At 47.8% G+C, this 21,867-nt stretch carries 24 protein-coding genes; 2 read left to right on the top strand and 22 right to left on the bottom strand.

Annotation, left to right across the window (positions count from 1 at the left end; translation table 11 throughout):
- Positions 1-3: 3 nt before the first annotated feature.
- Positions 4-366 (bottom strand): PadR family transcriptional regulator, encoded by a 363-nt coding sequence (locus QN395_RS11785; RefSeq protein WP_323492052.1) that lies wholly within the window; start codon positions 364-366, stop codon positions 4-6.
- Positions 367-587: 221 nt separating this feature from the next.
- On the opposite strand from QN395_RS11785, the gene QN395_RS11780 reads away from it, so the two are divergent.
- Positions 588-1,403, top strand: a complete 816-nt coding sequence (locus QN395_RS11780) for a hypothetical protein (protein WP_322120608.1) — start codon at positions 588-590, stop codon at positions 1,401-1,403.
- A 223-nt stretch (positions 1,404-1,626) separates the two neighbouring features.
- On the opposite strand, the gene QN395_RS11775 is transcribed toward QN395_RS11780, so the two are convergent.
- From QN395_RS11775 to QN395_RS11760, 4 genes are all read right to left on the bottom strand, one after another.
- Positions 1,627-2,235, bottom strand: a complete 609-nt coding sequence (locus tag QN395_RS11775; RefSeq protein ID WP_322120609.1) for a GNAT family N-acetyltransferase — start codon at positions 2,233-2,235, stop codon at positions 1,627-1,629.
- Positions 2,236-2,497: 262 nt separating this feature from the next.
- Positions 2,498-2,848 (bottom strand): hypothetical protein, encoded by a 351-nt coding sequence (locus QN395_RS11770; RefSeq protein ID WP_322120610.1) that lies wholly within the window; start codon positions 2,846-2,848, stop codon positions 2,498-2,500.
- A 548-nt stretch (positions 2,849-3,396) separates the two neighbouring features.
- Positions 3,397-3,945 carry a DUF7010 family protein gene (locus QN395_RS11765; protein ID WP_322120611.1) on the bottom strand — a complete coding sequence of 183 codons (549 nt, stop codon included), beginning with the start codon at positions 3,943-3,945 and terminating at the stop codon, positions 3,397-3,399.
- Between the two features lie 318 nt (positions 3,946-4,263).
- Positions 4,264-5,100 carry a helix-turn-helix domain-containing protein gene (locus tag QN395_RS11760; RefSeq protein WP_322120612.1) on the bottom strand — a complete coding sequence of 279 codons (837 nt, stop codon included), beginning with the start codon at positions 5,098-5,100 and terminating at the stop codon, positions 4,264-4,266.
- A gap of 111 nt (positions 5,101-5,211) precedes the next feature.
- Here QN395_RS11760 and QN395_RS11755 point away from each other — a divergent pair, with 111 nt between their 5' ends.
- Positions 5,212-5,724 carry a DUF3224 domain-containing protein gene (locus tag QN395_RS11755; protein WP_322120613.1) on the top strand — a complete coding sequence of 171 codons (513 nt, stop codon included), beginning with the start codon at positions 5,212-5,214 and terminating at the stop codon, positions 5,722-5,724.
- 68 nt (positions 5,725-5,792) lie between these two features.
- Here the strand turns inward: QN395_RS11755 and QN395_RS11750 are convergent, their stop codons facing one another.
- The 17 genes from QN395_RS11750 to QN395_RS11670 form a co-directional block, all read right to left on the bottom strand.
- Positions 5,793-7,856 (bottom strand): primosomal protein N', encoded by a 2,064-nt coding sequence (locus QN395_RS11750; RefSeq protein ID WP_322120614.1) that lies wholly within the window; start codon positions 7,854-7,856, stop codon positions 5,793-5,795.
- A gap of 426 nt (positions 7,857-8,282) precedes the next feature.
- A complete protein-coding gene (hemE, locus tag QN395_RS11745) occupies positions 8,283-9,374 on the bottom strand; it encodes a uroporphyrinogen decarboxylase (protein WP_322120615.1) in 1,092 nt (363 codons plus the stop codon).
- A gap of 380 nt (positions 9,375-9,754) precedes the next feature.
- Positions 9,755-10,567 (bottom strand): SGNH/GDSL hydrolase family protein, encoded by an 813-nt coding sequence (locus QN395_RS11740; protein WP_323492053.1) that lies wholly within the window; start codon positions 10,565-10,567, stop codon positions 9,755-9,757.
- Positions 10,568-10,573: 6 nt separating this feature from the next.
- The gene (locus QN395_RS11735; protein WP_322120617.1) at positions 10,574-11,398 is read right to left on the bottom strand and encodes a PPK2 family polyphosphate kinase; all 825 of its coding nucleotides are present in this window, start codon (positions 11,396-11,398) and stop codon (positions 10,574-10,576) included.
- A 64-nt stretch (positions 11,399-11,462) separates the two neighbouring features.
- The gene (locus tag QN395_RS11730) at positions 11,463-11,882 is read right to left on the bottom strand and encodes a CoA-binding protein (protein ID WP_322120618.1); all 420 of its coding nucleotides are present in this window, start codon (positions 11,880-11,882) and stop codon (positions 11,463-11,465) included.
- Between the two features lie 387 nt (positions 11,883-12,269).
- On the bottom strand, positions 12,270-12,692 hold the full coding sequence (locus tag QN395_RS11725) for a F0F1 ATP synthase subunit epsilon (RefSeq protein WP_322120619.1): 423 nt from the start codon (positions 12,690-12,692) through the stop codon (positions 12,270-12,272).
- Between the two features lie 134 nt (positions 12,693-12,826).
- The gene (atpD, locus tag QN395_RS11720) at positions 12,827-14,233 is read right to left on the bottom strand and encodes a F0F1 ATP synthase subunit beta (RefSeq protein WP_322120620.1); all 1,407 of its coding nucleotides are present in this window, start codon (positions 14,231-14,233) and stop codon (positions 12,827-12,829) included.
- 29 nt (positions 14,234-14,262) lie between these two features.
- Entirely contained in the window at positions 14,263-15,132 is an 870-nt protein-coding gene (gene atpG / locus QN395_RS11715) for a F0F1 ATP synthase subunit gamma (RefSeq protein WP_322120621.1), read from the bottom strand.
- A 30-nt stretch (positions 15,133-15,162) separates the two neighbouring features.
- On the bottom strand, positions 15,163-16,704 hold the full coding sequence (gene atpA, locus QN395_RS11710) for a F0F1 ATP synthase subunit alpha (protein ID WP_322120622.1): 1,542 nt from the start codon (positions 16,702-16,704) through the stop codon (positions 15,163-15,165).
- Positions 16,705-16,743: 39 nt separating this feature from the next.
- Positions 16,744-17,277 carry a F0F1 ATP synthase subunit delta gene (locus QN395_RS11705; protein ID WP_323492054.1) on the bottom strand — a complete coding sequence of 178 codons (534 nt, stop codon included), beginning with the start codon at positions 17,275-17,277 and terminating at the stop codon, positions 16,744-16,746.
- A 2-nt stretch (positions 17,278-17,279) separates the two neighbouring features.
- Positions 17,280-17,750, bottom strand: coding sequence for a F0F1 ATP synthase subunit B (locus QN395_RS11700; RefSeq protein WP_323492055.1), 471 nt, complete (start codon positions 17,748-17,750; stop codon positions 17,280-17,282).
- A 64-nt stretch (positions 17,751-17,814) separates the two neighbouring features.
- Positions 17,815-18,057: a F0F1 ATP synthase subunit C gene (gene atpE, locus QN395_RS11695; protein WP_110254369.1), complete on the bottom strand. Its 243-nt coding sequence runs from the start codon at positions 18,055-18,057 to the stop codon at positions 17,815-17,817.
- Positions 18,058-18,141: 84 nt separating this feature from the next.
- Positions 18,142-18,972 (bottom strand): F0F1 ATP synthase subunit A, encoded by an 831-nt coding sequence (atpB, locus tag QN395_RS11690; RefSeq protein WP_322120625.1) that lies wholly within the window; start codon positions 18,970-18,972, stop codon positions 18,142-18,144.
- Positions 18,973-18,974: 2 nt separating this feature from the next.
- Positions 18,975-19,313 (bottom strand): ATP synthase subunit I, encoded by a 339-nt coding sequence (locus QN395_RS11685; RefSeq protein ID WP_323492056.1) that lies wholly within the window; start codon positions 19,311-19,313, stop codon positions 18,975-18,977.
- Positions 19,314-19,473: 160 nt separating this feature from the next.
- On the bottom strand, positions 19,474-20,031 hold the full coding sequence (locus tag QN395_RS11680; RefSeq protein WP_323492057.1) for an alpha/beta hydrolase: 558 nt from the start codon (positions 20,029-20,031) through the stop codon (positions 19,474-19,476).
- A 15-nt stretch (positions 20,032-20,046) separates the two neighbouring features.
- Positions 20,047-20,940, bottom strand: coding sequence for a ParB/RepB/Spo0J family partition protein (locus QN395_RS11675; RefSeq protein WP_322120628.1), 894 nt, complete (start codon positions 20,938-20,940; stop codon positions 20,047-20,049).
- The gene (locus QN395_RS11670; protein ID WP_323492058.1) at positions 20,940-21,743 is read right to left on the bottom strand and encodes a ParA family protein; all 804 of its coding nucleotides are present in this window, start codon (positions 21,741-21,743) and stop codon (positions 20,940-20,942) included. Before QN395_RS11670 ends, QN395_RS11675 begins: the two co-directional genes overlap by 1 nt.
- Between the last annotated feature and the right edge of the window lie 124 nt (positions 21,744-21,867).

Here is a 21,867-nt window from a genome sequence, read left to right as displayed (position 1 = left end):
AATTTAAATTTTTTTATGGTGACCGCATTTTACAGCTCCTTGTTGAAGATATTTTAAAATTAACTGTCCGTTTTTGACCATGATTTCGAGGCGACGGATCTGCTCCGTCAATATTTGCTGCCCAAGCTCCGTAAGAGCATAAGATTTGCGGCGTTCCTCCTCCTTCACTTTTATGATTAATCCCTGCTTTTCTAGTGTGGTAAAAGCGCCATACAAAGTACCAGGTCCAATAACGACGTTTCCTTCGCTGATGGTCTCTACTTTTTGCATGATGGCATACCCATGCATGGGTTCACTTAGTGCCACCATTACGTAAAACGTGGCTTCAGAGAGAGGCAAATATTTAGAATAATTAATAGTCGTCATGCTATAGCCACTTTATATCGTTAATCGGTATATCGTATATTGATATATCGGATGTCGATATAATATCAGCTGAAATTGATCTGTCAATTTTTATTTGTTGTTCAAACTAACATTAAAGCAACTACGTAAAACTCCTTAGTGCCGCGTCATACAAAGGTCATATTGGTCTCCCATGATAAAGTCATAAAAAAAAGAAATTTAACCAAGGGAGAACAATAATAATGTTAGAAAATCTCAGAGATCAGATCAACACCTTACGGTCGCAGCACATTATTCGCCGGTCGGTGTATCAAAACTCCCTCAGCGATATCCCCGATAACTTATTCGGCTTTTGGCAAACTATGGCAAGCAGAGAATTTCCTGGCATCCCTCGTGATGCCGTTTTTTTTACGCGGGCGGCAGAAGGCTTGATGATGTTTTTTGATTGCGTTAAACACAGCGAGCACGCTTGTGCGTTGCCATCGAAAGCGGCGGATTCGATCTGGCATGCGTGGAGCGCGCTGTCACAAGCTGGATTAGGAATGTTCTGCCGCAAGCATTTTGGCAGAGACATCCCGCATATCGAGGCTGGCGAAATGGGCGAGTCTATCGATAAAGCGCTGGCCGGCACACTGGTGCAGGCGCGGCGGCTTGAGGGATTGGCATTGGCCAGCACCAGCGTACCGGCGCTGTTTGCGCTTGATAGAAAATTGAAGATGCCTACTGGTTATGCTTACCAAGCAGCCGCTGGTAAGTTTGGTTATCGCAATCTGAATAGCGACGGAGTTGGTGGTGGGGGAATGATTTTCCCTGCCAGCCTGGATGTAATGGAATTAATGACGGCAGGCTTTATCAGCGCGGCAATGTACGAAGCCTATCGGCGTCAAGCAGAGGCTGCCGCCAGAGCAAATGCGGCTAGCTCATCCTATGACAACGGTAACACATTTGATTTTGGGAATTCTTGCGATAGTGGCGGTTCTGCGGATAGCGGCAGCAGTTGCGGTAGTAGCTCTGGCGGTAGTAGCTGCGGCAGTAGTTGCGGAGGCGGTAGTAGCTAATCTACACGCTGATTCGCTCTCGAATATTGGATTGGGATCTTCTGGAAATTTTTCAATAAACGACCAGGTCCGCTCACATCATTACTGCGTTCCTTTAGCATGAATCCACGGGTGTTCGTGTATAACCGAACATCTGGTCTGCTGCCTGCGCAGGAGCGTCAGGAACTCATGGGATCAAGTCACTGGCTACATCAACCGCGCCAATGTCGCAGACGCGATAGGCTTATGAAGATTTGTGGGGTAAAAGTTTTTCCAGCTCTTCAAATTGAAGATCACCAGCCAGCAAGATCTCTTGACGCTCCTCAACCGGAAAAGGACTTAAGCGCCCGGTGCGAACATAGCCACGCCGCTCGTAATACGCTAGCAACTCATGGCGAACGCTGATCACTGTCATCCAGATTTTAGTCACGCCCCAACGCTGCTGTACCGCACTTTCTGCCTGTTGCATAAACTGTTTACCGATGCCTTTGCCCTGCAACTGCGGACGTACCACAAACATCCCGAAATACGCTGCATTTTGCTGCTGCTCCAGATGCACGCAACCGACGATTGCCTGATCCTGCAAACACAACAAAATAAACGATCCGGCGGCAGCGATCTGATCGCGGATTTCATCCGCATTGGTACGCGCCCCCTGCAACAAGTCCGCCTCCGTCGTCCAGCCCTGACGACTGCTATCGCCACGATAAGCGCTGTTGACCATGTCAGCAACCACGTCCGCATCCGCCAGCACTGCATCACGGAAAGTAATCACTGGTGTCGTTGAACTGGCATCGGCAACACCGGAATTGATATGAGTATCGGAAGGTATATTCGGTAAAGAAATAGTCATCAATGGCATCGCTAATAGTGGAAGATGGAAATCGGTGAGTCGAGCTATATTGCGCTAAGTCTATGCGGCACAAATCCATATACTCCCTAGTTTTTTAATTAAAATATGCTTATTGTCCATATTTTCTCTAGGCAATTAAAATATACCTATAGGGAGTATATATCGGTGAATTGGATTAATGAATAAAGTTATGTTGCACGTCACGCATGCAGACTAGCAAGATAAGCTGGTCGGTCTGTATTCATGCAAACATACTCCGCTACTATTTTTTCACTAGTTTTTCCAAGGTCTCGCGGATAAATTCAGGCTTGTTGTCTAGCGCAGAACAGCTACGAATATCCGCTTGCTCCTTGCCGTGCGCACCGATGGAAAAATGCAGATTCTCGCAATCGCATCGCAGCTTGGCTAACAACGCACGACTTGTAACTGCCCTCACCTCGGCAACCCAACAAGCATCGGCACAGCCACAAGAATGATATTCCAGAAGCTCGCCTAGACGCGCCCACGGCAATGTGTATTTGCCAGTACCGCCCGAGGCTGACGCTGCAAATGGGAATACGCTTAACAAAAGTAGCAAACCCAAGTAAGTGGAATTAGTACAGGCTAATCGCACGATTTTATACTCATTGATTTATTGGTTTATGGAGGGGGAGCTAGTTATAAATGCAAAGATTTCCTGCAGACGGTGCTTATTAAACCCAAAACAAACACGTGTCCGTGCGCCGCACGAATAAAATCTGTGTCTGCTAAATGTGAGCTTCTTTACGATAATGACGAAGCATTGCTGGTCCAATCCAGAAAGACACCGACCCCAAAAACGCCACGGAACAAGCCGCTGATGCAAAGACCGACTTAGTCAACATCGTCAAAAGTAGAATCACACACAATTCAACAAGACTACACAAACTACGGTCTTACCCAATGGACTGAATAATTGCCAAATATTTTTCATAGAAGTTCTCACTAAAATTCTAGTATTCACTAAAGAGATCGCGTGGTCAAACTATCCGGTCTTCAAAAGCCCTGCTACCTTGTAAGTACTGAAGATGATGCCGGATGGTATTAACCGGCTACGGCATCTTTTGCACTTAAGCTGAATATAAGCGATATCCGGAGCGAAGAACAACATAGGATGTCGCCTGATTTTATTGCTTGATTTTATTATTTGATATTTGACTTGGACGCTTTTGAAAACACTAAAAATGCAAATAAAACCTCGACCAATCCACCAAGTCCAGCGGCAAGGACAGGCGTTACCGCTGCGAAGAGGACGAGATTTGCAGCGACAATCAGGCTTACGCCTATCACCCAAAAAATTGATCTGCCGTAGATGCTTGCAAAGATCAGGTAGCGGCTTCCTACCGTTGCCATCATTGCGGGGAAAAATAACGCGGGCTTTAAAAGGAAAAGACCGTAGGCCATCGCGCAGCAAAGGATTAGCCAAATTGTCGATGCCATCCCAAGTTGGTTCAATGCGTTGTCTTTGCTTGTTTTCGCGGGGCGTCCTATCGCCTTTGTCACAACGAGGCTAATTGGATAAATAAATACACCGCCTATGAGCAGAGTCCATACAGCCTTGTCTATACCGAGCTGATAGCATACCAATGTGGCAGCAATCCAAACGAGACCAGATACCAGAACGCCCGGGGCGCCATCATAGTGGGCGTGGCGCATCTCTTGTTGCTGCTCTTGAGTTATGGACAGTTTCATTGATTATTCCCGCAGTTTAAGGTTTGAGGTAACAGGCACGCGTGGCTAAGCCGGCGCGCTGTTGAAACTTGAGGTGATTTAATTTACCAATTTTATATGCTAACTTGGCAGTTAAGAAAATACCATTTGTTTCCATACTCTTACAATCTTCAAAACCTTAAAGGGCTCTACACACCTGAGAATACCGGCCTTATTAAATATACTCCCCTATTGATCAGTATAAATATGCCTTATTGTCCATATAATATATGGACACTTTAAATATACACGCCTGGAGTATATTTAAAGTGGTGTGCATAAAACATACCATCCGTTCGCCTAGACCAAGCTCTTCTCATATTCCGCAGGCGTCATGCCCACTAAGGCCCGAAAATCACGTCCGAAATGGGCTTGATCAAAATAGCCAAGTTCTAGCGCTAACGCTATCCAGTTAAGTGTTTTTCCTTCCTGAATCTGGGCTATAGCTTCGTGTAAGCGGTAGCGCTGAATAACCCACTTCGGACCGACACCGACATATTTTTGAAACAAGCGCTGCAAACTGCGCTTGTCCAGATCGTTTATGCGAAGCAGATCGTCGACCGTTGTGATGCTGTGGTTTTGTTCTATGCTCGCAACTAGCTGACTGACTTGGAGGACTTGCGGATCGGATGGCGGTAAATGGGCTAGTAAGAAGTTTTCTGCTATTGCGCATTTGGCGAGAAAATTATCGGCGACAGATATTTGTCCGGCAAAATCCGCACTGGACTGACCAAAACAAGTAGTAAGGTCAATTGATCGGTTATGTAAGCTTGCTAAGGCTTGTCTATAAAAAGGGTAAAAGCCTCCGGCCTTAAATTTGATACCAAAGACCTGATCCTGTTCGGCCAGTTGCCTGATGAAGCGGTGGCTGTGCACACCGTAAATGCGCGCTTGTCCCTGCTCTATCACCAGATGCACATTCGGATGGGGCAAAGTGGCTTGCTCTTGTGCGGGCAAGCCACGCAGATCCCAGCTGACATGCCAGTAGTGCTCAATAACATCAGCCAATTCGGCAGAAGGCAGTTGCCGGTGATGCTGAAATTCTCCCTGATTGAGCGTCCGGCGCAAAACACCACGTGGTTTGGGCGACTCTTGGTTTTGTATCTGCGTTTGCGCCAAAGGATCGGTATTGCTCATAACGCCTTCTTTCTAATAACACGTTGTCGCGTTTTTCCTATCATGTCGATCTGGAGTCCTATTTAATCTGGATTGGTCAATGGAGACATTTTTATTACCAAGGAGATTACGATGAAAACAAACTTATTACATCACGTGGGTATCAGCATTTACTTATTAACTTGCCTGAGTGCCTGTGTTACCAACCCGCCAGCAACAGAGTCCGCATCTGTCATTTTAAAGGCGCCAAATATGCACCACGCTAGAGGGGGCTTTGACATCAAATTGAACCCGCAAGTACCAGCAACAGCAATCGAAGTCGCAAAACTTGCTCGCCAAACGATCATCAAGCAATTTAACGGCGACTTAAATGCCTCTAGCTTAGGTGAAATGCTGACTGCAGTTACGGAAACCAAGGGTTCGGCGGGTTATGTCGCGATTGAGCGCGTGACAGGTAGTCTGCAAGGCAAGAAAGGTAGTTTTGTCCTGATGCATACAGGAACAATGAATCGCGGCCAGGCAGATTTAGTGGTCCAAATCGTTCCAGATTCCGGCACCGATGAATTGGCAGGAATCACTGGGCAGATGGAGATACAAATCAATAACGGGCAGCATTTTTATACCTTCGATTACAAGTTACCGTAGACGTCACAAACCTGCATGGGTCAGCGTGGTCACGGCACAGCATCGTATTTGATTAGGCTTAAATTCAGTCAAATATCGACAGGATCAATCTCAACCGACCACTTCACCCGTGACTTCAGTGCGCGCAGGTCGTTGATCCAGTTTTTTAGGAAGTATTGCAAAGCGGGTCGGAAGGTGGATTCGACTAATAGTTGCGCGCGATCGACGTTGGCGACGCGGGTCATAGTCATCGGAATGGGGTCGTTGAGGGTGATGCCAGGGTCGGTGGCGAGGGCGGCGGCCTGGTGCAGAAAGTCGAGGGCGATTTGTAGCTCTTTGGCTTCGGCACGTAACAAGGCTTGGTAGATAAACGGTGGCATGCCTGCCTGTTCGCGTTCTTGCAGCAAGTCGTTGGCGAAGCTGTCGTAGTCGTGCGCCATCAGTGCGTGATATAGCGGGTGGTCGGGGTAGCGTGTCTGGATCAGGACTTCGCTGAGGTTGCCGCCTTCTTTGCGGGCGGCGCGGCCGGCGCGACCGGCGACTTGCATCAGTTGAGCAAACAGGCGTTCGCTCGCACGGTAGTCTTGCGAGAATAGGGCAGAATCGGGATTAAGCGCAGCAACCAGACTGAGGTTTTTAAAGTCGTGACCTTTGGCGACCATTTGGGTACCGATCAGGATGTCAACTTCGCCACGGTGGACGGTATCAAAAGCGGCTTCGGCACTGCCTTTGCGTCGGGTGGAATCGGCGTCAATCCGGAACACTCTTGCTTCTGGGAAAATATGGGCAAGGCTTTCTTCGATTCTTTGGGTGCCGCGACCCAGAGGTTGCAAGTCAACATTGCCGCAGGTCGGGCATGATCTTGGGATGCGTTGCTCTAAACCGCAATGATGGCAACGCAATTTGTGATCGAGTTTATGCATGACCAGATGCGCGGTGCAGCGGGTGCAGTTGCTGATCCAGCCGCAGGCGTCGCAGGCGATGACGGGGGAATACCCACGCCGGTTTAAGAATAGTAGTGACTGCTCACCTTTCTCTAAACGTAAGCGGATAGAGGTGACCAATCTTTGGGTCAAACCTTCGCTCGGTTTTTCATGCTCGGTGTTGATGACTTTGACGACGGGTAAAACGGCGTCTTTAACGGCTCTTTCACGCAAGCTCAGCTTGCGATACCGTTGGGTATTGGCGTGGTACCAACTTTCCAAGGACGGTGTGGCGGAGCCGAGCACGACCGGGATATCGAGCTGACGGGCGCGCCAGACGGCTAGGTCGCGAGCCGAATAGCGCAAGCCTTCTTGTTGCTTGTAAGAAGGATCGTGCTCTTCATCGATGACGATCATTTTTAAGTTGGGCAAGGACGCGAGTATCGCTAAGCGCGTCCCAAGAATAATACGGGCTTGCCCTAAATGCGCCGACAACCAGTGGCGCACGCGTTCGCCTTCGGCCATGCCGCTGTGCAAAGTGGCGATCTGGATACCCGAAAAACGCTGACGTAGGTGGTTCTCTAATTGTGGTGTGAGGTTAATTTCTGGCACCAAAATCAAGACTTGCGCGTCTGTGCTTTGAGCCAAAACCTTGGCGGTGGCTTGCAAATAGACTTCCGTCTTACCGCTACCCGTTACACCGTAGAGCAAGTGCGGGGAAAACTGTTGGGCGCTGGCAATAGCGTCGACCGCTAGTTGCTGTTCGGCATTTAAGGTGGGTTCTGGATTGGGGTTGGTGTCTTGTGGCGCTGCATCTTTGGCGACTTTCTTGAGATTGCGTTCCAGCGATGTCACTTTACTGGTGCGCAAGTTTTTTGGTAGTGCAGGCAAAGCGACTTCGCCCAGTGGTCGCTGGTAGTAGTCAGCGGCAAAACGACATAAGTCCAGCCAGGCTTGTGGCAAAGGCGCGAGTTGGGTGCGCACTTCAAGTACATCTTTGAGTTTGTTGGCGGGCACCTCGGTAGTGTCGCTGATACCGACAATCAGCCCCATCACCTCTTGCCGCCCAAACGGAACTAAGGCTAATTGCCCGATTTGGGGCACGGATGAAATTTGTGGTTCGGTCTCAGATGTAGCTCCGCCCGCCTCAATTTTGCGCAGATTCCACCGGTAGTCGAAGCTTGTATCAAGCGGCGTGTCAAGCACGATTTGGAGGATGCAGTGTTCCATGAACTTAATGTAACCTATGAGGAAGTACGCTAACTAACGGTTTCATAAGGTCTTTTTTACATATCCACAGTTTCTGTGGATAACTTTGTGGACAAAGGTGTATTGACATGGCGTTGCGCTAGGTTTTATGCGGGTTTCAACAAACTGCCCATTCTGAAAGCAAAAAATAAGTCTTTTAAAATCAATGACTTGCAAATATGCAGAAAGTCTTCAAAATAAATATTCGACTTATTTTTACGCTCCTCATATTTGTGCATAACTAACAAAAAGTGTGCATCTTTATGCGCTTTTTGTTGCGGCTATTTCATTAGTTCTCCCAGCCATATCAAGCTAACAAGCGCATGAATATTGCCTGTTGCACAGCAACATGACGTCTTTACAAGTCGTACCAAGGTTTATTGTTCTGATACCTTATTTGCGAAGACCTTAAGCCTTGTTTTGACGCTGCTGGCGACTTACTTCATGCACTGATTCGACCAACACACTTACCGCATCGGGCGGGGTGAATTGGGAAATACCGTGACCTAAATTGAACACATGTCCATGACCGGCGCCCGGTGTTCCATAGGATTGCAAGGTCGCAGTGACTTGCTGGCGAATCTGATCATGGTCGGCAAACAAGACTGCCGGATCAAGATTGCCTTGCAAGGCGACTTTATGCCCAACTTTGGCGCGTGCCTGACCAAGATTGACGGTCCAGTCCAGACCCATTGCATCAGCACCGATATCGGCAATTTGCTCTAACCATAGGCCACCGCCTTTGGTGAAGACGATGACGGGAATACGCTGACCATCTTTTTCGCGTTGCAATTGATTAACTACATCTTGCATGTAGCGAAGGGAGAATCGTTGATAAGCACCGTCAGCCAATGCCCCACCCCAGCTATCAAAAATCATGACTGCCTGCGCACCGGCGTCGATTTGCGCGTTGAGGTAAGTCGCAACTGCCATGGCATTGGTGCGCAGAATATGATCCATCAAATCCGGGCGCTTATACATCATGGTTTTAACCGTATGAAACTCACGCGAACCTTGCCCTTCGACCATATAACAAGCTAGTGTCCACGGGCTACCCGAGAAACCAATCAAGGGCACGCGACCGTTTAAGGTGTGACGGATTTGCGTAACGGCATCAAAGACATATTGCAGACTGCCAGCTTCTGGTACTTTTAACGCCAGCACGTCTTTTTCATCTTTGAGCGGACGTTCAAATTTAGGACCTTCTCCCTCTTCAAAATATAAGCCCAGACCCATGGCGTCGGGCACAGTCAAAATGTCGGAGAATAAAATCGCCGCATCTAATTCAAACCTGTCTAATGGCTGAATCGTCACTTCCGTCGCAAAGTCGGGATTTTTTGCCAGGCTCATAAACGATCCGGCACCTTTGCGGGTTGCGCGGTATTCCGGCAAATAACGACCTGCCTGGCGCATTAACCATAGCGGTGTGTAATCCGTCTCCTGACACATCAGGGCTTTTAAGAAGGTGTCATTTTTGAGCGGGGCAAAACTGTTCGACATAAATTGCTTTCGATAAAACGAATACTGAAGTGGCGTACGCTGCTGTTCTTTGGGATGTTAAACGCAGCGCTAATCCGACATTATCGCCGATGCGCCTGATCAAGGCATCTGATCTGCTGCAATCTGGTGAAATTCTGAGAGAAAGTTGATAGAAATTACTGTTTAGAAACTGTGGATAACTTTGTGGATAGTTTCTATTTTATGGCGATGACAATACCAGTAATAAAGTAAGCATTGAATATTGTCTTGTAACTTTATGATTTTAAAAGATTAATTGTCTTTGCACTTCTTTACACATGGTTTTTTATTAAGATACTAGCTTATTTAAAATGTGCATAAGTACCGCAAAGAATACTAATTTATCGCCACTTTAGATAGATTTAGTCATATTGGAGTTGCTGACCATAACGCGCCGCCACTAACTGTTCTGCCCACGCCTTCGTGCCTTTGGCTGAAGGATGATAACCATCTTCTGCCATTAATGACGCATCGCTGATATCCAGCGCCATAGGGACGTGACTGACGTTGCCACATCCATCACCTAATTGGGAAACTAACTTTTTGGCGACCAGATCGAGTGCTTTTGCTTTGCTGCCCAGAACGAATCTTAAGGGTTGCGGCAAAGCGGGAAATGCGTGCATCGGCGGCACGCCCGATAGCAGAATTTGTTTTGGTGCGAGTTGCTGCTGTATCGCGGTTAATAGCTGACACAACTCAGCTCGATAGCGCTGATCAGATCTGAACGCCGTCGTGTCGTTGACCCCAAATGCGACAAACACTAGATCAATCTGCGTTGATTTGTCTGCCAAATTAAATAGTTGCGGCAGCAAATGCTGAATCGCACTCGCTATATCTGCGCCGTTTTTACCAATCGCTTGCCAACTCACACCGGTTTTCAAACGTGAGGCCAACGCCTTTGCTAATTGCGCTGTGATAGCTAGCTCCTGGTTAACTACACCAACACCAGCAACGGGCGATTCTCCTATGCTGAGCAACCGGAAGCCAATATCTCCGTCAACATTACGATCAGCGTTATTGTCGCCATAAACAAGCTCCGGCTGGTAGTGACTAATGCCAAAACGCGCTCCACTGGCCTCTGGCAAGCGTGGCGTAGTGGCACGGGTGCGTTTGCCTTGCCATGATAACAATGGATATAGTGGCAGCGCGAGTAATTCAGCCAGATAAGGAAACATCCAGGTTTAAACTACTTTGAGTTTGCTGTACTCAGGATTGCCGGGCGGGTAAGCGAGTTTTAAACTGGCGAGCTTCTCTTGCACGATATGGGCAATTGCGAGGTTGCGCTGGGTTTTAGAGTCGGCAGGAATGATGTACCAAGGCGCATGGTCGGCATCGGTGGCTTCGATGGTTTTTTCGTATTGGCGCTGGTAAGCATCCCAGAATTTGCGTTCCGCCAAGTCTTGGGGATCGAATTTCCAATGTTTGTCCGGGTCGGCGATGCGGTCTTCCAGCCGTTGCTTTTGTTCTTTGGCAGAAATGTGTAAAAAGAATTTGAGAATTACGGTGCCGGTTTCTGTCAGCATACGTTCAAAATCCCTGATGTGTGCGTAACGCCGCTCGCACTCTTTGTCATCGATCATGTCATGTACGCGAGTGATCAGTACGTCCTCATAATGGCTGCGGTTAAAAATTACTATCTCGCCACTGGCTGGCACATGCTGATGCACGCGCCAGAGGTAATCATGAGCAAGCTCCACACTGGTCGGCGCTTTAAAACCGATGGATCGGGCGCCAAGTGGATCAATCTGTCCAAACACACCGCGCACGGTTCCGTCCTTGCCTGAGGTGTCCATGCCTTGAAGGATGATCAAAAATTTATACTTTTTCTGCGCGTATAAAACTGTCTGGAAAGCAGAGATCTCTTCCGCCAAGCTCAAGGTGAGCAAACGATCTGCGGCTTTAGCATTGCTCTTGTCTTCTTCGCTGGACGCAATCATTTTTTGCGACGCATCCTCATCTTTTAAGACGAATTTGGGCTTTTTACGGAATAGTGCGCTGATGCTCATGGAGATTCCTGACGGTAATTTTGTTGCTCTATTTTAAACAAATTTTGTCCTTTGCTGGATGAGATTAGCAAAGCATGGCGTGGTCTATTTTGATGCAACGATCCATCACCACGCTAATGCCGGCAGAGCGTGCGGTCATCGCCGCGGATGGATGACTAACCCCTAACTGCATCCAGATACAGCGAGCACCAACCGAAATAGCATCATCAACCAGCGCGGGCATCGCGTCGGATTGACGAAAACAATCGACGATATCGATCCTGTTCGTTGCGTGGGCAGCTGCGTCCGCCAAACTGGCATAACAGGTTTCACCAAGAATTAATTTTCCGACCTCGTTAGGGTTGACAGGGATGATGGTGTAGCCTTGCGCCTGCAAATAGGCCGCAACCTCGTGACTGGGACGAGCGGGATTGGGCGATAAACCGACTACTGCAATCGTTTTTGCGTGCAATAAAATCTGGCGTAACTCTTTATTGGTAGTCATATCAACCCTTTTTTGTCGCCTGCTTTTGTCGTCCACTTTTATCAGCAATTATGTGAAGCTGGGAGTAAGGTAAAATCAAAGATTAGCGCTGGCAAGACTAACATGTTTTTTTCTCTTCTCTCAAGACGACATCATTGTTGATTTAATATACTCCCCATTTATTTTGTCTTAATTGAGCCATAGTCCAATTAATCTCTGGACACTCCAAATATACCTACCAGGAGTATTAATTTCGACTTATCAATCTATGTCGACAATATGTGCTGAGCGACACAAAAAATTAATGCATTAACGCACGGCAGATACAAAACTAAAAAAACAAAAAGGCAGCCTGAGCTGCCTTTCAATTTACTGCTTTGCCGACTTACCAGTGTCAGCTTGTCTGCATTAACGCTTTTGGCGCAATTTTGCAATTGCTGCCAACTGCGCTATTGCTACTGCCAGTTCTGCTTGTGCTTGCGCATAGTCAATTTTAGATTCTTTATTGACCAAAGCTTCTTCAGCCAGTTTTTTTGCTTCGTTCGCTTTTGCCTCGTCCAGATCGCTACCGCGAATCGCGGTGTCGGCCAAAACAGTAACGGCATTCGGTTGCACTTCTAACAGACCACCAGCAACGAAAACAAATTCGTCTTCTGCCTGGCCTACCAGCTTGATGCGTACCGCGCCTGGCTTGATGCGAGTGATCAATGGCGTATGTTTTGGATAGATACCCAATTCACCAGCCTCACCCGGCAACGCGACGAACTCGGCTTCGCCAGAGAAGATCAACTCTTCTGCGGAAACCACGTCAACGTGAATAGTGTGTGCCATATCGGACCTTTTCATTCGATCAAAAAACGAGGGGTGTAGCGCAATATTACTTTGTACTACACCCAAGCCTACTTGTTAGTTACTTAATAATTACTGAGTAATTAATCAGCAATTAATGAGCAAATAATACGCAATTAAGCAGCAGCCATTTTCTTCGCTTTTTCGATTGCTTCGTCGATAGTACCTACCATGTAGAACGCTTGTTCTGGCAGGTGATCGAGCTCACCGGAAGCGATCATTTTGAAGCCCTTGATCGTATCTTTCAGTGAAACGTATTTACCTGGGGAACCAGTAAATACCTCAGCAACGTGGAAAGGCTGAGACAGGAAACGTTGCATTTTACGTGCACGCGCTACCAACAATTTGTCTTCTGGTGCCAACTCGTCCATACCCAGAATCGCGATAATGTCGCGCAATTCTTTGTAGCGTTGCAAAGTACCTTGAACAGCACGGGCTGTTTCGTAATGCTCTACACCAACCACTTGCGGATCCAACTGACGTGATGTTGAATCCAGTGGATCAACCGCTGGGTAAATACCCAGAGAAGCGATGTCACGGGACAAAACAACAGTGGAATCCAAGTGAGCAAACGTCGTAGCCGGAGATGGATCAGTCAAATCATCGGCAGGAACATAAACCGCTTGGATCGATGTGATCGAACCAGTTTTAGTCGATGTAATACGCTCTTGCAGACGGCCCATTTCTTCAGCCAAAGTCGGTTGGTAACCCACAGCAGAAGGCATACGACCCAGCAATGCGGAAACTTCAGTACCGGCCAAAGTATAACGATAGATGTTATCGACGAAGAACAATACGTCTTTGCCTTCGTCACGGAAACCTTCAGCGATCGTCAAACCTGTCAAAGCAACGCGCAGACGGTTGCCCGGTGGTTCATTCATCTGACCGTACACCATCGCAACTTTAGAATTTTCTGGATTTTCCAGATCAACTACTTTTGCGTCAGCCATTTCGTGATAGAAGTCATTACCTTCACGAGTACGCTCACCAACACCGGCAAATACGGACAAGCCGCTGTGTGCTTTAGCGATGTTATTGATCAGTTCCATCATGTTGACGGTCTTACCTACTCCGGCACCACCGAACAAACCAACTTTACCGCCTTTTGCGAACGGGCAAACCAGGTCAATCACCTTGATGCCGGTTTCCAGCAATTCTTGCGATGGGGACAGTTCATCGTAAGCAGGTGCTTTACGGTGAATCGATGCGGTAGTTTCACGACTAACCGGACCACACTCATCAATTGGATTACCCAATACGTCCATAATACGACCCAGCGTTGCTTTGCCAGTTGGTACCATGATAGGTTTGCCAGTGTTTGAAATAATCATGCCGCGACGCAGACCGTCAGAAGTACCCAGAGCAATCGTACGGACAATGCCGTCACCCAATTGCTGCTGAACTTCCAGAGTCAGTTCGGAGCCTTCCATTTTCAAGGCATCGTAAATCTTAGGCATCGCGTCACGTGGAAATTCAACGTCCACAACAGCGCCGATACACTGAACGATTTTGCCATTAGCCATGTTCGTTCCTTCAATAAATAATAATCAGTTTAGACCGCTGCCGCGCCGGCGACGATCTCGGAAAGCTCTTTGGTAATCGCAGCTTGACGGGTTTTGTTGTACACCAGTTTCAGTTCACCAATCACACTACCTGCGTTATCACTGGCTGATTTCATCGCTACCATACGAGCCGATTGTTCAGACGCCATGTTCTCTGCCACTGCTTGAAAAATCAGTGCCTCAACATAACGTACCAGCAACTCATCAATCACCGTGTTTGCGTCTGGCTCATAGATATAGTCCCAAGTGTGGGTATTTTTATCTGCTGCCAGTTTGTCAGCCGTCAGGGGCAATAATTGCTCTAGGACAGGCTCTTGCTTCATGGTGTTAATAAACTTGGTGTAAGACAGGTAGACTGCATCTAACTTACCGTCCTGATAAGCATCCAGCAATAATTTTACTGGGCCAATCAGTTTATCCAGATGCGGTGTATCGCCGAGTTGCACTGCGTGCGCCACGACTTTTGCACCGATACGGTTCAGGAAGCCAAGACCTTTATTACCAATTGCGACCGCTTCAATTTTTGAACCCTTAGCTTCGAGTTCACGCAGTTTGTTGGTGACCAAACGCAACACGTTCGTATTCAGGCCACCGCATAAACCCTTGTCTGTGGTCACAACGATCAATCCGACTTTTTTGGATTGATCTTGTTGAACCATGAAAGGATGCGTGTACTCAGGATTCGCTTGTGACAAGTTCGAAGTGATATTACGAATTTTTTCACTATAAGGGCGAGCTGCACGCATCCGGTCTTGCGCCTTACGCATTTTGGATGCGGCGACCATTTCCATCGCCTTAGTGATCTTTTTCGTATTTTCTACACTTTTGATCTTGCCACGTATCTCTTTACCTGAGGCCATCTGTTCTTACTCCTTCTGCGCCAGTTAAGATCAGTACGCGCCAGATTTTTTGAAATCAGCAACAGCTGCGGCTAAAACGGCTTCGCCATCTTTGTCGAGTTGCTTGGTTTCTTCAATCTTGGCGAGCAATGCTGCTTGGCTAGTTTTTAAGTAGCTATGCAGACCTGCTTCAAAGGCTAATACTTTCTTAACTTCGACGTTATCCAGGAAGCCTTTATTCACTGCGAACAGGGAAGCGGCCATCAGAGAAATCGATAAGGGAGCATATTGAGCTTGCTTGAGCAATTCAGTTACGCGTGCACCACGATCCAACTGCTTACGCGTGGACTCGTCCAGATCAGAAGCGAACTGTGCAAACGCGGCCAATTCACGATACTGCGCCAAATCGGTACGGATACCGCCAGACAGGTTTTTGATGACCTTAGTCTGAGCAGCGCCACCAACGCGTGATACAGAAATACCAGCGTTAATCGCAGGGCGAATACCAGCGTTGAACAAAGATGTTTCCAAGAAGATCTGACCATCAGTAATCGAAATTACGTTGGTTGGAACGAAAGCAGAAACGTCACCAGCTTGGGTTTCAATAATAGGCAACGCAGTCAATGAACCAGTTTTGCCTTTAACTTCACCGTTGGTGAATTTCTCAACGTAATCTGGATTAACGCGTGCTGCACGTTCCAACAAACGGGAGTGGAGGTAGAACACGTCACCTGGATAAGCTTCACGACCTGGTGGGCGGCGCAGCAACAGGGAAACTTGACGATAAGCCACAGCTTGCTTGGACAAATCATCATAAATGATCAATGCATCTTGACCACGATCGCGGAAATATTCACCCATCGCGCAACCGGAGTAAGCGGAGACGAATTGCATTGCTGCAGATTCAGCCGCTGTCGCCGCAACAACAATGGTGTATTCCATCGCGCCGTGGGCTTCTAAAGAACGCACTACGTTTTTAACGGAAGATGCTTTTTGACCAATCGCAACATAGATACATGTGACGTTTTGACCCTTTTGGTTGATCACGGCATCAATCGCTACCGCTGTCTTACCAGTTTGACGATCACCAATGATCAATTCACGCTGACCACGACCAACCGGTACCATCGCATCAATTGATTTGATACCCGTTTGCATAGGCTCGGAAACCGATTGACGGGCAATAACGCCAGGAGCAATCTTTTCGATTGGTGCTGTCAGTTTTGCGTTGATCGGGCCTTTGCCGTCAATAGGCTGACCCAAGGCGTTAACAACACGACCGCGCAATTCTGGGCCGATAGGCACTTCCAGAATACGGCCAGTACATTTGACTGTATCGCCTTCGGAAATATGCTCGTAGTCACCGAGAATAACGGCACCAACGGAATCACGTTCCAAGTTCAATGCCAGACCAAAAGTATTGCCTGGGAATTCCAGCATCTCACCTTGCATCGCGTCTGACAGACCGTGAATGCGGCAGATACCGTCGGTAACGGAGATAACCGTACCTTGATTACGAACTTCAGCGCTGGTACCAAGGCCTTGAATCCGGCTCTTGATCAACTCGCTGATTTCTGATGGGTTGAGTTGCATACTAACTCCTAAAATTGTTTCAGTACTTGCGTGCTCACACTACGCAGTTAAGGCAACTTGCATTTGTTGCAGCTTGGCACGGACCGACGTATCCAGCACTTGATCACCGACCACGATACGCACACCACCGATCAGGGAATTATCTACTGTCACAGTTGGGTGCAGCTTGCGGCCGAATTTCTTTTCCAGTGTTGTCGCTAAATCGCTTACTTGTTCTGCCGTCAGTTCAAAGGCGCTAGTAATTTGCGCATCTGCGGCACCTTCTTGCGCATTTTTCAACGCGTGAAATTGTGCTGCGATTTCAGGTAACAAAGTTAAGCGGTCATATTCAGTGAGCGTATTGACGAAGTTTTTCGCTTCTTCGTTCACTGGAGACTTCAACACGGACAAGAAAGCCTCGGCTGTTTGAACAGCAGAGACTTTAGGATTGTGAGCAAGAGCGACTACATCAGGATGTGCTGCGGCTTGCGCCATCTCAGCAACCAAGTCCAACCATGCGGACAGGTTGCCAGATTGCGCAACACGGAACAATGCTTCTGCGTAAGGACGAGCGATCGTTGCGAGTTCAGCCATGATTACAGCTCGATTTTCAGTTGACTCAACAAATCAGCATGTGCCGATGCGTTGATCTCACGCTTCAGAATCTGTTCTGCACCTTTGACTGCTAATGTAGCAACCTGGTCGCGCAATTCTTCACGTGCTTTTGTAACTTCATTATCGGCGTCCGCTTTGGCAGCAGCAATAATGCGTGCAGCTTCAGCAGTTGCTGTATTTTTAGCTTCTTCAACGATCAACTGAGCGCGCTTTTCTGCTTCGATGATACGCTTTTGACCTTCATCACGAGCACCAGCTAATTGTGCTTCTACACGCTTTTCAGCAGCTTGCATTTCTGCACGGCCGCGATCAGCTGCAGCTAATCCGTCTGCGATTTTTTTCATACGTTCATCTATCGCACCAATAACTGGTGGCCAGATGAATTTTGCAGTCACCAATGCGAGGATGAAAAACACCCCAGCTTGGTACCACATTGATAGATTAAGATTCATGTTAGTTTCCTTATCAAATCGATCGTTCCGCAGACTAAGTCCACGGTAGGAAAAGGAAAGCTAATTAGCCTTTGAACGGATTTGCAGTTGCGAAGAACATAGCAATACCAACACCGATAATGAACGCAGCATCGATCAAACCAGCCAACAACAACATTTTACCTTGCAGCTTTTCCATCAACTCTGGTTGACGAGCAGACGCTTCCAGATATTTACCACCCATCATAGCGATACCGATACATGCACCCAAAGCGCCCAAACCGATAATCAAACCACAAGCCAATGCAACGAAAGCGACGTTAGTCATGAGAAAACTCCTTAATAGTTGAAAAATAAAAATACCAAAAGCAAATACTAAAAACCAAACTTCAAAAACCTGAAAAAACGTTAATTAATGCGCTTCGTGAGCTTGACCCATATATACCAGCGTCAACATCATGAAAATAAATGCTTGCAAAGGCACAATCAAAATATGGAAAACTGACCATGCAGTGCCAAGTACCAGATGACCGACACCACCAAGGATGGAATCAGAAGCGCCTAACAAAGCGGCAATCAACAAGAACAGCAATTCACCTGCGAACATATTGCCGAATAACCGCATACCGAGGGAAAAAGTTTTCGCTGCATATTCAACGATGTTCAATGCCAGATTGAACGGGAACAACATAGGGCCAAATGGTGCGCTGAACAATTCTTTGATAAAACCGCCTACACCTTTAATCTTGAAACTGTAGTACATCATTAACGCAAACACGCCAATCGAAATACCGAGAGTGCCGTTCAAGTCAGCTGTCGGTACTACGCGATGATGCGTTTCCGGACTGATACCAAAAGCAGGGAACAACCATTGAGAGAATAAGTCTACTGGTAAAAAATCGAGGGAATTCATCAGCACTACCCAGACAAATACCGACAATGCCATAGGTGCGATAAATGCTGTGTTGCCATGGACAATGCTTTTCGCATTGTTATCTACCATTTCGAACAACATCTCAACTGCGCATTGGAAACGACCGGGAACGCCGGATGTCGCTTTACGTGCAGCCATGTACATGATCAAGCTACCGATCAAGCCGCAAATAACAGACCAGACTACTGTATCTATATTGATATACGACATATCCCACAAAGACTCTTGAGGAATATGTGAGTTAGATAAATGTCCCAGGTGATGGGAAATATATTCTGACGCGGTTGGGGCGTTCTCTGTTGCGCTCATAATTAGTGTCTAAATAGTAAGATGAAATAACTTTTCAGTACCAAGACGAAGGCAGCGACGAACGCCAGCCAGTTCACATCGTGGTACAAGTAAACAGTCGCTGCCATGAGAGCGACTGTTGACGCAATTTTGACAAATTCACCGATGAAGAATGTCATCGGATTGGCTCCCCCGGGCTTTTTGGCACTGGCATATAACCGTGCGGCAAACAAAGCATTGGGAACCGCGCAACACAAACCGCCTAATAATGCGGATATTCCTGAGGCTGTGCCAGCGATAAGTGCCGCGACCAGTGCGACTACCAACGTCGCTACAAATTGCAGCAAGACAATACGCGCCATGCCAATTCCTCGTAATTTGCCGGCAGCATCTAATAAAATTTATTCACTGCCAAACGATTTAAGTCAGCGCAAACGCCTGCCAACCAAAACCACGGAATTATACGTGGTAGTGCGCACCATCGTCAAACGTTTGATGCTGCGCATCAAAATGAGACACACATCAATTTTCTGCACTCGCCACCAGCTCGGCAAGCCAATGCTGGCCTTGTTTCCAGTCGCCTAGACCAGAATCTCCGTTAATATGACCCTTTGCACCGATATGGTGAAATTCCGCACCCCAACTCTGCGCCCACTTCTGCGCGATTTGCATCTCACACCAAGGATCGTCGTCAGAAACAATCACTTTTGTTTTAAATCTCATCGCTGTTTGCGGCATTGGTGCAAAACTCGGTGCCGGAAAATCGACCCGCTCTACCTCTGGCGGCGCCACTAATAATGCCGCCCTTACCTTACGGGTATCTTGCACTCCCGGCATACCGGATGCGACCCACCATGCAACTAAAGCGCAACCCAGACTATGCGCTACTAAGATAACGGTGCCATCAGCGCGATTGACTGCTTGCGAAAGAGTCGTTACCCAAGATTCGCGATCAGGCTGATCCCAACTATCTTGCTGAACCCGGTGAATGTCATACTGCTTGGCTAGTTGCTGTTCCCACAAACTTTGCCAGTGCGTCGCACCTGAATTGTATAAACCGGGCAGCAATAAAATTGTCATATCGGTAAACCAGTTTTATTGACCGCGTATTTTTAAAATAACACCGTCCAAGCTATCTAGATCTGCAAAATCGATCATCAGTTGTCCCCGCCCTTTGCTACCCATTTTTAAAGTGACCTGGGTTGCCAGCAGGTCTGAAAGCTCTTCTTCTAAACGAGTAATGTCGCGCGATTTTTCTGCCTTATCCCGAGTCTTCGCTGGCGAACTCATTTCAGCCGTGGTACGGGTAACCAGTTTCTCGGCCTCGCGCACCGACATACGTTTTGCTACGACCTGATTCGCCAGCTGGATTTGCGTCGCTGCGTCCGTTGCCAGCAAGGCACGGGCATGACCCATGTCGATATCGCCTGCCATCAACATGGTTTGTACCGGCTTCGCCAAATTAAGCAGGCGCAATAAATTAGACACCGCGCTGCGCGATCGACCTACCGCACCGGCCGCTTGCTCATGGGTAAAACTGAAATCCGTGATCAGACGGTGAATACCTTGTGCTTCTTCTAAAGGATTGAGATCTTCGCGCTGGATATTCTCAATCAAAGCCATCGCTGCGGCGGCTTGATCGTCTACATCTTTGACCAGCACGGGCACTTCTTCCAAACCTGCCATTTGCGAAGCGCGGAAACGGCGTTCACCGGCAATGATTTCATAACGCGTGATGCCATTATTCTGACCAATCGGGCGTACCAGTATCGGTTGCATCAAGCCTTGCGCTTTAATCGAGTTAGCCAGTTCGGTCAGTGCGCCCTCATCCATGCGAGTACGCGGCTGATACTTGCCTGCCTGCATCTGGCTGACCGGCAAGCTGCTCGGTGCGCCCGCTACCGTGGGAACCGCTTCTGTAAAATCGCCTGCGCCGTCGAACAGGGCTTCTAAACCGCGCCCCAAGCCTTTTTGTTTTTTGGTTGCCATTATATTGCTTCCGACTTAGTGTCTAACTTTGCTTCTAACAATTTGATTCTCTCCACCATCTCCGCACCGAAAGCAATATAGGCCTGTGCGCCTTTAGAGCTTGGGTCAAACACCACGCCCGGGATACCATACGATGGCGCTTCCGCCAAACGCACATTGCGGGGGATGATGGTCTTAAATACTTTATCGCCAAAGTGCTGTTCCAATTGATCAGAGACTTGCTGCGACAGTGTCATACGCGGGTCAAACATCACCCGCAATAGACCTACAATTTTCAGATCCGGGTTGAGGTTGATCGATACTTTTTTGATGGTATTGGCCAGATCGGACAAGCCTTCCAATGCATAGTATTCACACTGCATAGGAATCACGACACCGTGAGCGGCGCACAATCCATTTAAGGTCAGCATGGATAAAGCCGGAGGGCAATCGATCAGGATAAAATCGTAGTTAGCGCCTACTACGGCCAATGCATCTCGCAGACGCTTATCCCGGTTTTCCAGTTCCACCATTTCTACTTCCGCACCCGCTAGCTCCCGGTTCGCCGGCAAGACATCAAAGTTGCCCGACTCGGATCGCAAAATAGCGGAAGCCGCATCGGACATTCCCAGCAACACCTGGTAAATCGACGACGTCAGTTTGGCTTTATTGATGCCCGCGCCCATGGTAGCGTTGCCTTGCGGATCCAGATCAACCAGCAACACGCGCTGATTAAGCTTAGCCAATCCGGCAGCCAGATTGACTGTGGTCGTGGTTTTGCCCACCCCACCTTTTTGGTTTGCGACACAAAAAATTTTCGCCATAGTGACTTTAGCTTACTTTTAGTAGGGTTCTGGAGGGGGACAAGTACAACTTGGAGGCAAGCTGCCTTAATCTAAAATAATACGAAATCAATATACTCCCCCGTTATTTTGCAAATTATGCCGT

It is taken from the genome of Undibacterium sp. RTI2.2, assembly GCF_035018705.1.
Classification (GTDB): Bacteria; Pseudomonadota; Gammaproteobacteria; order Burkholderiales; family Burkholderiaceae_D; genus Undibacterium.
This window is presented reverse-complemented; position numbering and strand designations above follow the sequence as displayed.

Excerpts from the sequence above, each read along its gene's own strand:
- QN395_RS11730 (WP_322120618.1), bottom strand. The coding sequence starts at position 11,882 with ATGACTACCAATAAAGAGTTACGCCAGATTTTATTGCACGCAAAAACG.
- QN395_RS11785 (WP_323492052.1), bottom strand. The coding sequence starts at position 366 with ATGACGACTATTAATTATTCTAAATATTTGCCTCTCTCTGAAGCCACG.
- QN395_RS11740 (WP_323492053.1), bottom strand. The coding sequence starts at position 10,567 with ATGTTTCCTTATCTGGCTGAATTACTCGCGCTGCCACTATATCCATTG.
- QN395_RS11750 (WP_322120614.1), bottom strand. The coding sequence starts at position 7,856 with ATGGAACACTGCATCCTCCAAATCGTGCTTGACACGCCGCTTGATACA.
- QN395_RS11775 (WP_322120609.1), bottom strand. The coding sequence starts at position 2,235 with ATGACTATTTCTTTACCGAATATACCTTCCGATACTCATATCAATTCC.
- QN395_RS11780 (WP_322120608.1), top strand. The coding sequence starts at position 588 with ATGTTAGAAAATCTCAGAGATCAGATCAACACCTTACGGTCGCAGCAC.
- atpD (WP_322120620.1), bottom strand. The coding sequence starts at position 14,233 with ATGGCTAATGGCAAAATCGTTCAGTGTATCGGCGCTGTTGTGGACGTT.
- atpB (WP_322120625.1), bottom strand. The coding sequence starts at position 18,972 with ATGAGCGCAACAGAGAACGCCCCAACCGCGTCAGAATATATTTCCCAT.
- QN395_RS11700 (WP_323492055.1), bottom strand. The coding sequence starts at position 17,750 with ATGAATCTTAATCTATCAATGTGGTACCAAGCTGGGGTGTTTTTCATC.
- QN395_RS11760 (WP_322120612.1), bottom strand. The coding sequence starts at position 5,100 with ATGAGCAATACCGATCCTTTGGCGCAAACGCAGATACAAAACCAAGAG.
- atpA (WP_322120622.1), bottom strand. The coding sequence starts at position 16,704 with ATGCAACTCAACCCATCAGAAATCAGCGAGTTGATCAAGAGCCGGATT.
- hemE (WP_322120615.1), bottom strand. The coding sequence starts at position 9,374 with ATGTCGAACAGTTTTGCCCCGCTCAAAAATGACACCTTCTTAAAAGCC.
- QN395_RS11725 (WP_322120619.1), bottom strand. The coding sequence starts at position 12,692 with ATGGCACACACTATTCACGTTGACGTGGTTTCCGCAGAAGAGTTGATC.
- QN395_RS11675 (WP_322120628.1), bottom strand. The coding sequence starts at position 20,940 with ATGGCAACCAAAAAACAAAAAGGCTTGGGGCGCGGTTTAGAAGCCCTG.
- QN395_RS11735 (WP_322120617.1), bottom strand. The coding sequence starts at position 11,398 with ATGAGCATCAGCGCACTATTCCGTAAAAAGCCCAAATTCGTCTTAAAA.
- QN395_RS11685 (WP_323492056.1), bottom strand. The coding sequence starts at position 19,313 with ATGGCGCGTATTGTCTTGCTGCAATTTGTAGCGACGTTGGTAGTCGCA.
- atpE (WP_110254369.1), bottom strand. The coding sequence starts at position 18,057 with ATGACTAACGTCGCTTTCGTTGCATTGGCTTGTGGTTTGATTATCGGT.
- QN395_RS11765 (WP_322120611.1), bottom strand. The coding sequence starts at position 3,945 with ATGAAACTGTCCATAACTCAAGAGCAGCAACAAGAGATGCGCCACGCC.
- QN395_RS11755 (WP_322120613.1), top strand. The coding sequence starts at position 5,212 with ATGAAAACAAACTTATTACATCACGTGGGTATCAGCATTTACTTATTA.
- QN395_RS11670 (WP_323492058.1), bottom strand. The coding sequence starts at position 21,743 with ATGGCGAAAATTTTTTGTGTCGCAAACCAAAAAGGTGGGGTGGGCAAA.
- QN395_RS11680 (WP_323492057.1), bottom strand. The coding sequence starts at position 20,031 with ATGACAATTTTATTGCTGCCCGGTTTATACAATTCAGGTGCGACGCAC.
- atpG (WP_322120621.1), bottom strand. The coding sequence starts at position 15,132 with ATGGCCTCAGGTAAAGAGATACGTGGCAAGATCAAAAGTGTAGAAAAT.
- QN395_RS11705 (WP_323492054.1), bottom strand. The coding sequence starts at position 17,277 with ATGGCTGAACTCGCAACGATCGCTCGTCCTTACGCAGAAGCATTGTTC.